The 15,701-nt window shown below is 67.1% G+C and carries 10 protein-coding genes and 1 pseudogene; 8 read left to right on the top strand and 3 right to left on the bottom strand.

From position 1 onward, the window contains the following. Positions 1-10 precede the first annotated feature (10 nt). The 8 genes and pseudogenes from RCO38_RS24280 to RCO38_RS13175 all read left to right on the top strand — a co-directional run bounded on the left by RCO38_RS24280 (position 11) and on the right by RCO38_RS13175 (position 11,982). Positions 11-3,061, top strand: a pseudogene (locus RCO38_RS24280) (nitrate/nitrite transporter). 34 nt (positions 3,062-3,095) lie between these two features. Further along, positions 3,096-6,890 (top strand): nitrate reductase subunit alpha, encoded by a 3,795-nt coding sequence (locus RCO38_RS13205; protein WP_308328771.1) that lies wholly within the window; start codon positions 3,096-3,098, stop codon positions 6,888-6,890. 20 nt (positions 6,891-6,910) lie between these two features. Beyond that, complete coding sequence (narH, locus tag RCO38_RS13200) at positions 6,911-8,443, top strand: nitrate reductase subunit beta (protein ID WP_308328770.1); 1,533 nt, start codon at positions 6,911-6,913, stop codon at positions 8,441-8,443. A gap of 11 nt (positions 8,444-8,454) precedes the next feature. Beyond that, positions 8,455-9,135, top strand: a complete 681-nt coding sequence (narJ, locus tag RCO38_RS13195) for a nitrate reductase molybdenum cofactor assembly chaperone (protein WP_308328769.1) — start codon at positions 8,455-8,457, stop codon at positions 9,133-9,135. Continuing rightward, positions 9,132-9,857, top strand: a complete 726-nt coding sequence (gene narI, locus RCO38_RS13190) for a respiratory nitrate reductase subunit gamma (RefSeq protein WP_308328768.1) — start codon at positions 9,132-9,134, stop codon at positions 9,855-9,857. Before narJ ends, narI begins: the two co-directional genes overlap by 4 nt. 20 nt (positions 9,858-9,877) lie before the next feature. After that, positions 9,878-10,711, top strand: coding sequence for a peptidylprolyl isomerase (locus RCO38_RS13185; RefSeq protein ID WP_308328767.1), 834 nt, complete (start codon positions 9,878-9,880; stop codon positions 10,709-10,711). A 21-nt stretch (positions 10,712-10,732) separates the two neighbouring features. Beyond that, the gene (locus RCO38_RS13180; RefSeq protein WP_308328766.1) at positions 10,733-11,404 is read left to right on the top strand and encodes a carbonic anhydrase; all 672 of its coding nucleotides are present in this window, start codon (positions 10,733-10,735) and stop codon (positions 11,402-11,404) included. After that, on the top strand, positions 11,401-11,982 hold the full coding sequence (locus tag RCO38_RS13175; protein ID WP_308328765.1) for a nitroreductase family protein: 582 nt from the start codon (positions 11,401-11,403) through the stop codon (positions 11,980-11,982). The genes RCO38_RS13180 and RCO38_RS13175 overlap by 4 nt, the downstream gene beginning before the upstream one ends. Positions 11,983-12,492: 510 nt before the next feature. On the opposite strand, the gene RCO38_RS13170 is transcribed toward RCO38_RS13175, so the two are convergent. The 3 genes from RCO38_RS13170 to RCO38_RS13160 form a co-directional block, all read right to left on the bottom strand. Beyond that, positions 12,493-13,311 (bottom strand): DODA-type extradiol aromatic ring-opening family dioxygenase, encoded by an 819-nt coding sequence (locus RCO38_RS13170; RefSeq protein ID WP_308328764.1) that lies wholly within the window; start codon positions 13,309-13,311, stop codon positions 12,493-12,495. 76 nt (positions 13,312-13,387) lie between these two features. After that, entirely contained in the window at positions 13,388-14,719 is a 1,332-nt protein-coding gene (locus tag RCO38_RS13165) for a sulfatase family protein (RefSeq protein ID WP_308328763.1), read from the bottom strand. 1 nt (position 14,720) lies between these two features. Next, positions 14,721-15,695, bottom strand: a complete 975-nt coding sequence (locus tag RCO38_RS13160) for a Bug family tripartite tricarboxylate transporter substrate binding protein (protein WP_308328762.1) — start codon at positions 15,693-15,695, stop codon at positions 14,721-14,723. Positions 15,696-15,701 lie beyond the last annotated feature (6 nt).

Genomic DNA, 15,701 nt, shown 5'->3' with positions numbered 1-15,701 from the left:
CTTCCGGACGATGGCGCCGCCGCGGCGCATCGTCCTTCTGCGCTGGCCGCATGTGCCACCGGCGGATGTTCAGCCCTGCGCGGAAAAAGGACATTCATGCCATGTCTTTCGGAGAGAAAACATGGCTTCAGAACTGAGAAATGAAAGAAAGGCCTGGTCGGTCCTGATCGTCAGCACGCTGGCGTTCACGGTCTGCTTCATGGTCTGGATGATGTTCGGCGTGATCGGCATCCCGATCAAGAAGATGCTGAACCTCAACGCGACCGAGTTCGGTCTGCTCACCGCCACGCCGGTGCTCACCGGCTCGCTGATCCGCGTGCCCCTGGGCATCTGGACCGACAAGTACGGCGGCCGCATCGTCATGGCGATCCTGATGGCGATCACCGTGCCGGCCATCTGGCTGATGAGCTACGCCACCGAGTACTGGCACTTCCTGACCATCGGCCTGTTCGTGGGCCTGGCCGGCGGCTCCTTCTCGGTGGGCACGCCCTATGTGGCCCGCTGGTTCCCCAAGCAGCGCCAGGGCATGGCCATGGGCGTGTACGGCGCGGGCAACTCGGGCTCGGCGGTCAACAAGTTCGTGGCCCCGGTCCTGCTGGTGGCCTTCGGCTGGACCATGGTGCCCCAGGTGTACGCGGCCATCATGCTCGGCACCCTGGTGCTGTTCTGGCTGTTCAGCCACAGCAACCCCGACCACCTGGTGCCCAGCAACGTCAGGTTCACCGACCAGCTCAAGGCACTCAAGGACCCGCGGGTCATCAAGTACTGCCAGTACTACAGCATCGTGTTCGGCGGCTACGTGGCGCTGGCCCTGTGGATGGTGCAGTACTACGTGGGCGAGTTCGGCCTGGACATCCGCGTGGCCGCGCTGCTGGCCGCCTGCTTCTCGCTGCCCGGCGGCGTGCTGCGCGCCATCGGCGGTGTGCTCTCCGACAAGTACGGCGCCCACAAGGTCACCTGGTGGGTGATGTGGGTGAGCTGGATCTGCCTGTTCCTGCTGAGCTACCCGCAGACCGACTTCACGGTGCAGACCGTCAACGGCCCCAGCACCTTCCACATCGGCCTGAACGTCTACGTCTTCACCGGCCTGATGTTCGTGCTGGGCGTGGCCTGGGCCTTCGGCAAGGCCAGCGTCTTCAAGTACATCAGCGACGACTACCCCAAGAACATCGGCGCCATCAGCGGCATCGTCGGCCTGGCCGGCGGCCTGGGCGGCTTCATCCTGCCGATCCTGTTCGGCGTGCTGATGGACCTGACCGGCATCCGCTCCAGCGCTTTCATGCTGATGTACGGCGTGGTCTGGGTCTCGCTGATCTGGATGTACTGGACCGAGGTCCGCAAGACCCCCGTCATGGGCGCCGACGCCAAGGCCTTCTCCCTGCAGAACTGATCACTTCGGGCCATCCCTATGAACACCCACACCCAACCCATCGCCTCCTCCGGCGCCTCCTCGGGCGCGGACGTCCAGGACTGGCGCCCCGAAGACGAGCGCTTCTGGGCCACCACCGGCAGCCGCATCGCCTACCGCAACCTCTGGATCTCGATCCCCGCGCTGCTGTGCGGCTTCGCGGTCTGGGGCATGTGGGGGATCATCACCGTGCAGATGCTCAACCTGGGCTTCCCGTTCACCCAGGCCGAGTTGTTCACGCTCACCGCCATCGCGGGCATCTCCGGCGCCACCATGCGCATCCCGGCCTCGTTCCTGATCCGCCTGGCCGGTGGCCGCAACACCATCTTCCTGACCACCTCGATGCTGCTGGCCCCGGCGATTGGCACCGGCATCGTGCTGCAGCACCCCGAGTGGCCGCTGTGGTCCTTCCAGCTGATGGCGCTGTGGTCGGGCGTGGGCGGCGGCAACTTTGCCAGCTCGATGTCCAACATCAGCACCTTCTTCCCCAAGCGCCTGCAGGGCACCGCGCTGGGCCTGAACGCCGGCCTGGGCAACTTCGGCGTGACCACGATGCAGATCGTCATCCCCGTGGTGATGACCCTGCCGCTGCTGGGCGGTTTCGGCGGTGAGCCGATGACGCTGGTCAAGGACAGCGGCTGGCTGTTCGGCAAGATCGCCGCCGGCACGCCGACCTGGGTCCAGAACGCCGGCTTCGCCTGGGTGTTCTCGCTGGTGCCGCTGGGCGCGCTGTGCTGGTTCGGCATGCACAACCTCAAGACGGTCTCGCCCCACACCGGCAACGCCTTCACCGCGTTCGCCAAGATCACCTACCTCTACACCCTGGCCTTCGTGCCCACGGTGTTCATGCTGTACCTGTACCTGCCCAAGCCCACCGGCCTGGGCGTGCTGAGCATGTGGGTCGCGATCCCGCTGGACATCGTGATGGCGCTGGCCGTGATGCGACTGGCCGCTTTCGGCGAGATGAAGGAGGGCGTGAAGAAGCAGTTCGCCATCTTCGGCAACAAGCACACCTGGTCGCTGACCGCGCTCTACATCGTCACCTTCGGCTCCTTCATCGGCTTCTCGATGGCGCTGCCGCTGGCCATCACGGTGATCTTCGGCTTCCAGCACATCCCCGACGCCGCCGGCGTCATGCAGCACACGCTGAAGAACCCCAACGCCCCCTCGGCCCTGACCTACGCCTGGATCGGCCCCTTCGTCGGCGCGGCCGTGCGGCCCATCGGCGGCTGGATCAGCGACAAGATCGGTGGTTCCATCGTCACCCAGGTGATCACCGCGGTCATGGCCGCCGCCGCCGTGGCCGTGGGCTACGTGATGATGCAGGCCTACGGCTCGGCCACACCCGAGCAGTACTTCCCGATGTTCCTGGGCCTGTTCATGGTGCTGTTCTTCGCCAGCGGCATCGGCAACGGCTCCACCTTCCGCACCATCGGCGTGATCTTCGATCGCGCCCAGGCCGGCCCCGTGCTGGGCTGGACTTCGGCGGTCGCCGCCTACGGCGCCTTCATCGCGCCGGTGCTGATCGGCCAATACATCAAGGCCGGCACCCCGCAGCTCGCCTTCTACGGCTTCGCCGTCTTCTACGCCCTGTGCCTGGTGCTGAACTGGTGGTTCTACCTGCGCAAGGGCGCCGAGATCCGCAACCCCTGAGCGCCCCCCGACACGTTTTTTCGGAGACCCCACGATGAGTCACTTCCTCGACCGCCTGAGCCATTTCTCGGCTCCCAAAGAAAGCTTCTCCGGTTCGCACGGCATCACCACCGGCGAAGACCGCACCTGGGAGGACGCCTACCGCGACCGCTGGGCACACGACAAGATCGTGCGCTCCACCCACGGCGTGAACTGCACGGGCTCCTGCTCGTGGAAGATCTACGTCAAGGGCGGCATCGTCACCTGGGAAACCCAGCAGACCGACTACCCGCGCACCCGCGCCGACCTGCCCAACCACGAGCCGCGCGGCTGCGCGCGTGGCGCGTCCTACAGCTGGTACCTGTACAGCGCCAACCGCGTGAAGTACCCCATGGTGCGCGGCAAGCTGCTGCAGCACTGGCGCGCCGCGCTGGCCGTGGCCAGGAGCCCGGTCGACGCCTGGGCCAGCATCGCCGAGAACCAGGAGGCGCGCCGCTCGTGGCAGCAGCAGCGCGGCCTGGGCGGCATGGTGCGCAGCACCTGGGATGAGGTGAACCAGCTCATCGCGGCGGCCAACGTCTACACCGCCAAGAAATACGGCCCGGACCGCGTGATCGGCTTCTCGCCCATCCCGGCCATGTCCATGGTCAGCTACGCCGCCGGTTCGCGCTACCTGTCGCTGATCGGCGGCGTGTGCATGAGCTTCTACGACTGGTACTGCGACCTGCCGCCGGCCAGCCCGCAGGTCTGGGGTGAGCAGACCGACGTGCCCGAATCGGCCGACTGGTACAACTCCACCTACATCATCGCCTGGGGTTCCAACGTGCCCCAGACCCGCACGCCCGACGCCCACTTCTTCACCGAGGTCCGCTACAAGGGCGCGAAGACGGTCGCGATCACGCCCGACTACGCCGAGATCAGCAAGCTCTGCGACCTGTGGATGCACCCCAAGCAGGGCACGGATGCGGCGATTGCCATGGCCATGGGCCACGTGATCCTCAAGGAGTTCTATTTCGACAAGCGCTCGTCGTACTTCGACGACTACGTGCGCCGCTACACCGACATGCCCAACCTGGTGCAGCTCGAAGAGCGCACCCTGCCCGACGGCCGCCAGGTGGTGGTGCCCGGCCGCTACCTGCGCGCCAGCGACTTCAACGGCAAGCTCGGCCAGGACAACAACCCCGAGTGGAAGACCGTCGCCATCGACCAGGACGACAAGGTCGTGCTGCCCAACGGCTCCATCGGCTTCCGCTGGGGTGCCGAAGGCCGTGCCGACGCCGGCAAGTGGAACCTGGAAGACAAGGAAGCGCGCGGTGACGAGCACGTCAAGCTCAAGCTCAGCCTGATGGAAGGCGAGGGCAGTGAGTACGAAGTGGGCTCCGTGGCCTTCCCGTACTTCGGCGGCATCGACACGCCCAACTTCACGGCCAACAAGCAGGCCGGCGCGGCCGACGACGTGCTGGTGCGGCAGGTGCCGGTGCGCCGCATCAAGCTGGGCAAGGCCGGTGAAGAGCGCTACGCCCTGGTCGCCACCGTGTTCGACCTGACGGTCGCCAACTACGGTGTCAACCGCGGCCTGCCGGGTGACACCGGTGCCACCGGCTACGACCAGGACGTGCCCTATACCCCTGCGTGGCAGGAAAAGATCACCGGCGTCAAGCGCGACCAGGTGATCGCCGTGGCGCGCCAGTTCGCCGACAACGCCGACAAGACCAAGGGCAAGTCCATGGTCATCATCGGTGCGGCCATGAACCACTGGTACCACAGTGACATGAACTACCGCGGCATCATCAACATGCTGATGATGTGCGGCTGCATCGGCCAGAGCGGCGGCGGCTGGGCGCACTACGTGGGCCAGGAAAAGCTGCGCCCGCAGACCGGCTGGACCGCGCTGGCCTTCGCGCTGGACTGGGTGCGCCCGCCGCGCCAGATGAACTCCACCAGTTTCTTCTACGCCCACACCGACCAGTGGCGCTACGAGAAGCTGGGCGTCGATGAAATCCTCTCGCCGCTGGCCGACAAGTCCAAGTTCGGCGGCAGCCTGATCGACTACAACGTGCGCGCCGAGCGCATGGGCTGGCTGCCCAGCGCACCGCAGCTCAAGACCAACCCGATGCAGGTGGTCAAGGACGCGCAGGCCGCCGGCATGGACCCCAGGGATTACGCCGTCAAGGCCCTGAAGGACGGCTCGCTGCAGATGAGCTGCGAGGACCCGGACCACCCCGACAACTGGCCGCGCAACCTCTTCGTCTGGCGCTCCAACATCCTGGGCTCCAGCGGCAAGGGCCACGAGTACTTCCTCAAGCACCTGCTGGGCACCACCCACGGGGTGCAGGGCAAGGACCTGGGCGCCGACGAGGCCAAGCCCACCGAGGTCAAGTGGCACGACCAGGCGCCCGAAGGCAAGCTGGACCTGGTGGTCACGCTGGACTTCCGCATGAGCACGACCTGCCTGTACTCCGACATCGTGCTGCCCACGGCCACCTGGTACGAGAAGAACGACCTCAACACCAGCGACATGCACCCCTTCATCCACCCGCTGTCCACCGCGGTGGACCCGGCCTGGCAGAGCAAGAGCGACTGGGAGATCTACAAGGGTTTCGCCAAGGCCTTCAGCGAGGTCTGCGTCGGCCACCTGGGCGTCGAGAAAGAGCTCATGCTCACGCCGCTGATGCACGACACCGCGGCCGAACTGGCCCAGCCCTTCGACGTGAGGGAATGGAAGAAGGGCGAGTGCGATCTGATCCCGGGCAAGACCGCGCCGCAGATCAGCGTGGTCGAGCGCGACTACCCCAACACCTACGCCCGCTTCACCGCCCTCGGCCCGCTGATGGACAAGGCCGGCAACGGCGGCAAGGGCATCGGCTGGAACACGCAGACCGAGGTCGGCCAGCTCAAGGAGCTCAACGGCACGGTGCACACCGAGGGTGTCACCAAAGGCCTGGCCAGGATCGACAGCGACATCGACGCCTGCGAGGTGGTGCTGCAGCTCGCACCCGAGACCAACGGCCACGTGGCCGTGAAGGCCTGGGAGGCGCTGTCCAAGATCACCGGCCGCGACCACACCCACCTGGCCCTGCACCGCGAGGACGAGAAGATCCGCTTCCGCGACATCCAGGCCCAGCCGCGCAAGATCATTTCTTCGCCCACCTGGTCCGGTCTGGAGTCCGAGAAGGTCTCGTACAACGCCGGCTACACCAACGTGCACGAGCTGATCCCATGGCGCACCCTCACCGGCCGCCAGCAGTTCTACCTGGACCACCCCTGGATGCTCGCTTTCGGTGAAGGCCTGTCCAGCTACCGCCCGCCGGTCGACCTGAAGACGGTGGACGAGATGATCGACCGCCGCCCCAACGGCAACAAGGAGATCTCGCTCAACTTCATCACGCCGCACCAGAAGTGGGGCATCCACAGCACGTACAGCGACAACCTGCACATGCTCACGCTCAACCGCGGCGGTCCGGTGATCTGGCTCAGCGAGGACGACGCGAAGAGCGCCGGCATCGCCGACAACGACTGGGTCGAGCTGTTCAACACCAACGGCGCCATCGCGGCGCGCGCGGTGGTGAGCCAGCGCGTGAACCCCGGCATGGTGCTCATGTACCACGCGCAGGAAAAGATCATCAACACCCCCGGTGCCGAGATCACCGGCACGCGCGGCGGCATCCACAACTCGGTCACCCGCATCGTGACCAAACCGACCCACATGATCGGCGGCTACGCGCAGTTCAGCTACGGCTTCAACTACTACGGAACCATCGGCACCAACCGCGACGAGTTCGTCATCGTGCGCAAGATGCGCAAGATCGACTGGCTCGACGGCGAAGGCCGCGACACGGTCCAGGCCTGAAGAAGAAAGAGAGAACCACGATGAAAGTACGTGCCCAAATCGCGATGGTGCTGAACCTGGACAAGTGCATCGGTTGCCACACCTGTTCGGTCACCTGCAAGAACGTCTGGACCAGCCGCCCCGGTGTGGAATACGCCTGGTTCAACAACGTCGAGACCAAGCCCGGCATCGGTTACCCCAAGGAGTGGGAGAACCAGGACAAGTGGAACGGCGGCTGGGTCCGCAAGGCCGACGGTTCCATCGTCCCGAAGCAGGGTGGCAAGTGGTCGCTGCTGATGAAGATCTTCAGCAACCCCAACCTGCCGCAGATCGACGACTACTACGAGCCCTTCACCTTCGACTACGACCACCTGCAGTCGGCGCCGGAAAGCAAGGCCGCGCCCACCGCCCGCCCGCGCAGCCTGATCACCGGCCAGCGCATGGAGAAGATCGAGTGGGGCCCGAACTGGGAAGAGATCCTGGGCGGCGAGTTCAGCAAGCGCAGCGTGGACGCCAACCTCGCGAACTTCGAGCAGGTCCAGAAGGACATGGTCGGCCAGTTCGAGAACACCTTCATGATGTACCTGCCGCGCCTGTGCGAGCACTGCCTGAACCCGGCGTGCGTGGCGTCCTGCCCCTCGGGCTCGATCTACAAGCGCGAGGACGACGGCATCGTGCTGATCGACCAGGACAAGTGCCGCGGCTGGCGCATGTGCGTCAGCGGCTGCCCCTACAAGAAGATCTACTACAACTGGCAGACCGGCAAGGCCGAGAAGTGCATCTTCTGCTACCCGCGCATCGAGGCAGGCCAGCCCACCGTGTGCAGTGAAACCTGCGTGGGCCGCATCCGCTACCTGGGCGTGGTGCTGTACGACGCCGACCGCATCGCCGAGGCCGCCAGCGTGCCCGACGAGAAGGACCTCTACCAGGCCCAGCTCGACCTCTTCCTCAACCCCAACGACCCGGCCGTGATCGAGCAGGCCCGTGCCGACGGCATCCCCGAGAGCTGGCTGGAAGGCGCGCGCAAGAGCCCGGTCTACAAGATGGCGATCGAATGGAAGATCGCGCTGCCGCTGCACCCCGAGTACCGCACACTGCCCATGGTCTGGTACGTGCCGCCGCTCTCGCCGATCAGCGCCGCCGCCAACGCCGGCCAGATCGGTGCCAACGGCGAACTGCCCGATTTCAGCCAGATGCGCATTCCGCTGCAGTACCTGGCCAACCTGCTGACCGCTGGCGACACCGCGCCGGTGGTGCGCGCCCTCGAACGCATGCTCGCCATGCGCGCCTACCAGCGCGGCAAGCACGTGGACGGCGTGGAGAACGTGAAGGTGCTGCAGCAGACCGGCCTGACCCGCGCCGAGGTCGAGGAGATGTACCAGATCATGGCGATTGCCAACTACGAAGACCGCTTCGTCATCCCCAGCTCGCACCGCGAGTACGCCGAGAACGCCTTCGACCTGCGCGGCGGCTGCGGCTTCTCGTTCGGCAACGGCTGCTCGGACGGCGCCACGGACACCAGCCTGTTCGGCGGCAGCAAGCGCCGCACCATCCCGATCCAGTCGGTGGTCTGAAAGGAAACGCCATGAAGAACACCCGCTATTCCCTGCGCGCGCTGGCGCGCCTGCTGGCCTACCCCGATGCGCAGCTGCGCAGCGAACTGGCCCCGCTGATCGCCGCCATCGACGAAGAGGCTTCTGTGCCCGCGCCGCGACGCGCCGAGCTGCGCTCGCTGGCGGCCGACCTGGTGCGCCGCGACCCGCTGGAGGTGGAAGCCCGCTACGTCGAGACCTTCGACCGCGGCCGCGCCACCTCGCTGCACCTGTTCGAGCACGTGCACGGCGACTCGCGCGACCGCGGGCCGGCCATGATCGACCTGGTGCAGACCTATGAAAAGTCGGGCCTCTACCTCGGCCCCGAGGAGCTGCCCGACCACCTGGGCGTGGTGCTGGAGTTCGCCTCCACCCAGCCGCCCGCGCTGGCCAAGGCCTTCCTCGGTGAGGTGGCGCACATCCTGAACGCCATCTTCAGCGCCCTGCTCAAGCGCGAGAGCCCCTACGCCGTGGTCGTGGCCGCCGTGCTGGAGCTGGCCGGCCAGAAGGCCCAGGCCGTGCCGTTCAAGGCCGACGAGGCCCTGGACGAGAGCTGGGCCGAACCCGAAGCTTTTGACGGCTGCGCCACCCGTGGCCAGAACCGGCCCGGCCAGGCCCAACCGATCCACATCGTCCGCAAGAACACCAACGCTTCTCAAGGAGTCGCAGCATGAACGGCTTCCACCACTTCGTCTTCGGAATCTATCCGTACATCGCGCTCACCATCTTCCTGCTGGGCAGCCTGATCCGTTTCGACCGCGACCAGTACAGCTGGAAGAGCGACTCCTCGCAGCTGCTGCGCAAGGGCCAGCTGCGCTGGGGCAGCAACCTGTTCCACGTCGGCGTCCTGTTCCTGTTCTTCGGCCACACGGTGGGCATGCTCACGCCGCACGCGGTGTACGAGCCCTTCATGACCGCGGGCGCCAAGCAGCTCATGGCCATGGTCTCGGGCGGCCTGTTCGGCCTGTTCGGCTTCGCGGGCGTGAGCCTGCTGCTGCACCGCCGGCTGTCGGATGCGCGCATCCGCGCCACCAGCAAGACCAGCGACATCGTGCTGCTGTGGCTGCTGTGGGCGCAGTTCGCGCTCGGCCTGGCGACCATCCCGCTGTCGGCCCAGCACCTGGACGGCGGCATGATGATGAAGCTGGCCGAATGGGCACAGCGCATCGTCACCTTCCGCGGTGGCGCGGCCGAGCTGATCGCCGACGCCAGCTGGGTGTTCAAGGCCCACATGTTCCTGGGCATGAGCATCTTCGTGATCTTCCCGTTCACCCGCCTGGTGCACGTGTGGAGCGGCTTCGGCACGCTGGCCTACGTCACCCGCCCCTACCAGGTGGTGCGCAGCCGCCGCGTGGGCATGACGCCCCGGCAGCCCCTGAGCCAGCGGGGCCGTTGAACATGCAGCAAGGAATCACCATGAGCGACAGCACTTCCCACGGCTGCGGCAGCGCGCACTGCGCCTGCTCGGGCCAGCTGCAGATCGTGCCCGCCAGCATCAACGGCATCGCACTGCACGAACCCGGCGAGGCGCTGGACGCCGAGACCCTGCGCGAACGCGCCTTCACCGAGCTGCTGCGCCAGCGCGCCGTGCACCAGGGCCTGCTGCCGCGCTTCAGCGGCCTGGTGGCGCCCAGGCTCAACGAGGCCGAGCGCCACGTGATCGAGGCCATGACCGACGACGAGGTGCGCTCGCCCGAGCCCACCGACGAGGAGTGCCAGCGCTACTACGAAGCCAACAAGGCCCACTTCATTGCCGGCCAGGCGCTGCACGTGCGGCACATCCTGTTCGCCGTCACGCCCGGCGTGAACGTGCATGCGCTGACGCAGCGCGCCGAGGCCGCGCTGCTGGAGCTGATCCGCAAGGACGTGGCGCCCGGCCGCTTCGAGCAGCTGGCGGCCGAACTGTCCAACTGCCCCTCCAGCGCCGAAGGCGGCGACCTGGGCTGGGTCACACCTGAGGACTGTGCGCCCGAACTGGCCAACGAGCTGTTCTTCCAGAGCGACTCGCGCTGGGGCATGGGCGTGCACCCGCGCCTGGTGCACACCCGCTTCGGCCTGCACATCATCGAAGTGATCAGCCGCAAGAAGGGCACGCTGCCGGCCTACGAAGAGGTGGCCGACGCGATCCGCCAGCGCCTGCAGCACCAGTCGCGCGCCACCGCACTGCGGCAGTACATGCGGCTGCTCGTGGGACAGGCCCGGGTGGAAGGCATCGAACTCGAAGGCGCGGGTTCCCCGTTGGTACAGTGACGCACTGAACCGGAGTCCGCCATGCCCGACGACCTGCTGCTGCGCCTGCGCGATTTCCACGAGGATTACTTCCCGCGCCACCAGCAGCGCTTCCAGGACCTGGTGGCCCAGGGCCAGCACCCCAAGACCCTGTTCATCGGCTGCAGCGACTCGCGCCTGGTGCCCTACCTGCTCACCGGCGCGGCGCCGGGCGATCTGTTCATCGTGCGCAACGTGGGCGCCTTCGTTCCGCCGTACGACCAGTCGCACGGGCTTCATGGAACGATGGCGGCCATCGAATTCGGTGTGCTCGGCCTCAAGGTCGAACGCATCATCGTCTGCGGCCACAGCCACTGCGGCGCCATCCGCACCGCCTACGAAGGCGCGCCGGAAGAGGCCGTGGCCCTCAAGGCCTGGCTGCGGCTGGCCGACGAGGCCCTGCTGCCGGTGCAGCCCAGCCCCGAGGCGCTGTGCCGCACCGAACAGCGGGCCGTGGTGCTGCAGCTGATGCGCCTGATGGACTACCCCATGGTGCGCCGCGCCGTCGAGGCCGGCCACCTCACGCTGCACGGCTGGCACTACGTGATCGAACAGGGCGAGGTGCATGTGTTCGACGCCGTGCGCGGCGCCTTCGTGCCCGCCTCGGAATCCGACCACAGCGGCACCGGCCCCTACCTGCCCTACGTGGAACACGACGGACAGGTGCTCGAATGATCCCTTTGCTGGAGCTGATGCAGACCCGGCGCACCACGCTGCCCAAACGCCTGGTCGAACCCGGCCCCTCGGAAGAGCAGCTGCGCCAGTGCCTGGCCGCCGCGGCCACCGCGCCCGACCACAACCAGCTGCTGCCCTGGCGCTTCGTGCGCATCCCCAGAGACCAGCGCGGGCGGCTGGGTGATGCCCTGGCACGCGCCCTGATCGAACGCGACCCCGACGCCACCGTCGAACAGCAGGCGCAGGCGCGCGAGAAGGCCGAACGCGCGCCCGAGCTCTTGCTGCTGGTGGTCGACGACGACCGCGGCGACTCCGAGGTGGACGTGCTGGAGCGTACCCTCTCGGCCGGCTGCGCGGTGCAGAACCTGCTGCTGATGGCCACCGAGCTGGGCTACGGCTCGGCGCTGACCTCGGGCAAGGGACTGAAGTCCAGGGCCGTGCGCGAACTGTTCGGCCTGGGGCCGGGGGAGCACGCGGTCTGCTTCGTGAGCCTGGGCACGCCGACGCGGGCACCGCAGGGGCGGGCGCGGCCGGATGTGGAGGCGTTCACTGAGACGTTGCCAGCGCAGGCTCTTTGAGTCGCGCCGGTGAAGCATGCGGCGAACAACGGATCTATGGGCGAATGGCCAAGAAGATCGATACCAGGGCTGATCGATCATCTGAAGTAAGCCAAGCCGGGCGAACCTGCTCAATGCATGAAATCAGTGAATCGATGACAGTACGGACTCTGGGTTTGTGTCGTTGTCGCCTCCACTGCTGAGGGTCCAACCAAGCAGACGCAAACACGTGGTTCTCTGAATGTCGATGCGACAGCTTGCAGGAGAAGTTTTGGGGTGAACCAATTTCGTTCAGGTACGGACTGAAAGTGAGCTGCTTCAGGCGAGATTGGAACGTATGCTGGTCGGTGACCTCAATGAAGTGATCCTTGAGGTATGAGCAGATTGCGGGGAGATCACCACTCATTCCATAGGAAATGACAGGGAAGGTGGCGAACACCAAACTGCGCCCTTCTTGCCTAAGGTCCAACGGAATTCCGGCTCTGCTGAGCAGCTGCAGGACAGAGGACTTTTCTTCGGGCATTCGATGCGTCATGAATCTGCACCGACTTCCCCGAACCGAAAACTCGAAGCCGCCACCACCCCCATGAACAGGTCCTCGTGGTAGACGCAGGCGCCGGCCTCGTCATGCGCCGCGCCCACCGCCACCATCAGCGGGATCAGGTGGTCTTCGCGCGCATGGGCGATGCGGGCCGAGGGGGCGCGTTCCCATTGCAGCAGCTGCGCTTCGCGTTCTTCGGGCGTTGACGCGGTCAGCGTCTGCTGCAGCCAGGCGTCGAACTGCTGTGAGGGCACGGTGCCCGCCGCGTTGAGCAGGCGCAGGTTGTGGTAGCTCAGGCCGCTGCCGATGATGAGCACGCCTTCGTCGCGCAGCGGTGCCAGCAGGCGGCCGGCGGCGATGTGGGCGGCGGGGTCGAAGCTTTGCAGCACCGAGAGCTGCACCACCGGGATCTGCGCCTCGGGGTAGGCGGCCTGCAGGGCCGAGAAGGTGCCGTGGTCGAAGCCGCGTTCGGGGTCCAGGCGGGCCTCCACGCCGCCCGCCTGCAGCAGCTCCAGCGCATGCTGTGCGAGCTCGGGCGAGCCGGGGGCGCGGTAGTGGACCTGGTAGGTGTGGGGCGGGAAGCCGTAGTAGTCGTAGAGCATGCCCGGCTGGGGCGAGGACGACAGCGTGAAGTCGGGCGTCTCCCAGTGCGCGGTGACCATCAGGATGGCGCGCACCTGGCCCTGGTGGGCTTGGGCCATGGCCTGCAGCGAGGCTTCGAGGCGGTCGTAGCGGCCGCCGGTCTGATCGCGCATCCAGGGCCAGGGGCCGCCGCCGTGTGAGACGTAGTAGGTGGGCAGACGGGACATGGTGCAGCTCCTTGTGTCGGGGGCCGATCCAGCCGTCGGCCAGCACCGATGCTACCGGTCAACGACGAACAAGGGGTCAGCGCTGCGGCATGTCCTTGGCGCCGTAGCCCAGGCTCACCGAGGCGTCGGCCGGAATCGGCGGCAGGCCCGCGTCCCAGTCCAGCCAGCGCTGGCGCATGTGTGCCAGGCGCTGCGGTTCCAGCGGCGCGCGGTTGGCGCGCTCGCGCGCGTCGGCGGCGATGTTGAACAGGTACTCGTGGCCGTCCACCATCAGGTACTTCCAGTCGCCCTCGCGCAGCGCGCGCTGGCCGCGGTGGTTCATGCGCCAGGCCATGGGCCGTTCGAAGCGGTGCGCCGGGTCGTGCAACAGTTGGGCCAATGACACGCCGTCCAGGGGGTAATCGGGGTGCGGCTGCCCGCCGCCAAGCTCCAGCATCGTCGCTGACCAGTCCATGGTCAGGCAGTGTTGGCCGCTCACCGAGCCCGGCGGGATCACGGCGGGCCAGTGCGCGATCCAGGGCACGCGGATGCCGCCTTCGGTCAGGTCCATCTTGCCGCCCACCAGCGGCCAGTTGTCACTGAAGCGCTCGCCGCCGTTGTCGCTGGTGAAGACGATCAGCGTGTCCTCCAGCAGGCCTTCATCGACCAGCGCCTCCGTGATCCAGCCGATGCCTTCGTCCATGTGGTGGATCATGCGGCGGTAGGCCTCGACGCTGCCGCCGTGCAGGTGGAACAGGTTCTTCGCCACCTCTGGCGCCACGTGGGCGTCGTCGCGCGTCTCCCAGGGCCAGTGCGGTGCGGTGTAGTGCAGGCTGAGGAAAAACGGTGTGCCGCTGCGCGCTTCGGCGGCGCGCGCCTTCACATGCTCCACCGCCTTGTGTGAGAACACGTCGGTCAGGTAGCCGACCTCCTTGTGGGTGTCGTCGCCGATGTAGAGGTCGTGGTCGCCATTCGATGAGCAGTGGGTGAAGTAGTCCACCCCGCCGGCCATGATGCCGAAGAACTCCTCGTAGCCCGAGCGCAGTGGGCCGAAGTGCGGCGGGTAGCCCAGGTGCCATTTGCCGATCAGCGCGGTGCGGTAGCCGGCCTCTTTCAGCAGCGAGGGCAGGGTGGGGATTTCGGGCGGCAGGCCCAGGGTGCTGCTGCCTTTGCTGCGGCTGTTGATCGGTTCCTCCAGCGCACCGCGCAGGCGGTACTGCCAGCGCATGGTCGCCATCGCGAAGCGCGTGGGCGAACACACGGGCGAGTTGCTGTAGCCCTCGGTCAGGCGCAGGCCACCGGCCGCCAGCGCGTCGATGTTGGGCGACACCGCGCCGAATCCGGCGGGCCGGCCGCCGTAGCAGCCGAGGTCTGCGTAGCCCAGGTCGTCGCTGACGATGTAGATGATGTTGGGGCGTTTCGCGGCCATCTCAGTCCGCCTTCATGCCGGTGGCGCGCACGACCTGGCTGTAGCGCGTGTTCAGGTCGGCCAGCCTCTTGGCCGCGGCGGCGCCGGTCTGGCCTTCGAAGAACAGGTCCAGGCCCTTCATGCGCTCCTTCACCTCCGGCCGCTGCAGCGCGTCGGTGATGCCCTTGGCCAGGGTCTGCACCACCGCGTCGGGCGTGGCGGCGGGCACCATCACGAGGTACAGCACCTCGGATTCGAGGGCCTTGAGCCCGAGCTCGCCCACGGTGGGCAGCTGGGGCGCGAGCTGGGAGCGGCGTGCGCTGGTCACGGCCAGCGCGGTGATCTTGCCGCTCTGCACGTGCGGCAGCATGCCCGGCGTGGCCAGGATGCCGCCATCCACCTCGCCGCCGAGCACCGCGGTCACGGCCGGTGTGTTGCCGCGGTAGGGCACGTGCTGGGTCTTGACCGGTGTGCTGCTGGAGAGGATGGCGGCCGCCAGATGCCCCGGGCTGCCGTTGCCGCCGGAGCTGAAGTTCAGCGGCTGCTGCCGCCCCTTGCTCATCAGGTCGCCGAAGGTCTTGATGCCGGTGGCCGGGTTCACGCCGATCAGCAGGCCCGAGGAGGCCATGATCACCACCGGTTTCAGGTCGCCCGGCTTGAAGGGCATGGTCGGGTAGAGGTGCGGGTTGATGGTGAACGCGGTGTCGATGCCGAACAGCACGGTGTGGCCGTCGGGCGCGGCCTTGGCCACCTGGGCCGCGCCCACGTTGCCGCCCGCGCCGGCCTTGTTCTCCACCACGAAGGGCTGTTTGAAGCCCTCCTGCAGCACCGCGGCGACCGAGCGCGCCAGCAGGTCCGACGGGCCGCCGGGCGGGAAGTTGTTGACGAAGGTGACGGGCTTGGCGGGCCAGGCGGGGGCCTGGGCGTGCGACGCGGCGAAGGGCAGGAGGGCGGCGCAGGCGAGCGCGGCCACGGTGTGGCGACGGAAGCGGTTCATGGCGGT

The organism is Hydrogenophaga pseudoflava (assembly GCF_031020795.1).
GTDB lineage: Bacteria > Pseudomonadota > Gammaproteobacteria > Burkholderiales > Burkholderiaceae_C > Hydrogenophaga > Hydrogenophaga pseudoflava_A.
The sequence above is the reverse complement of the archived record's forward strand: the minus strand, read 5'-3'. Positions and strand labels throughout refer to the sequence as shown.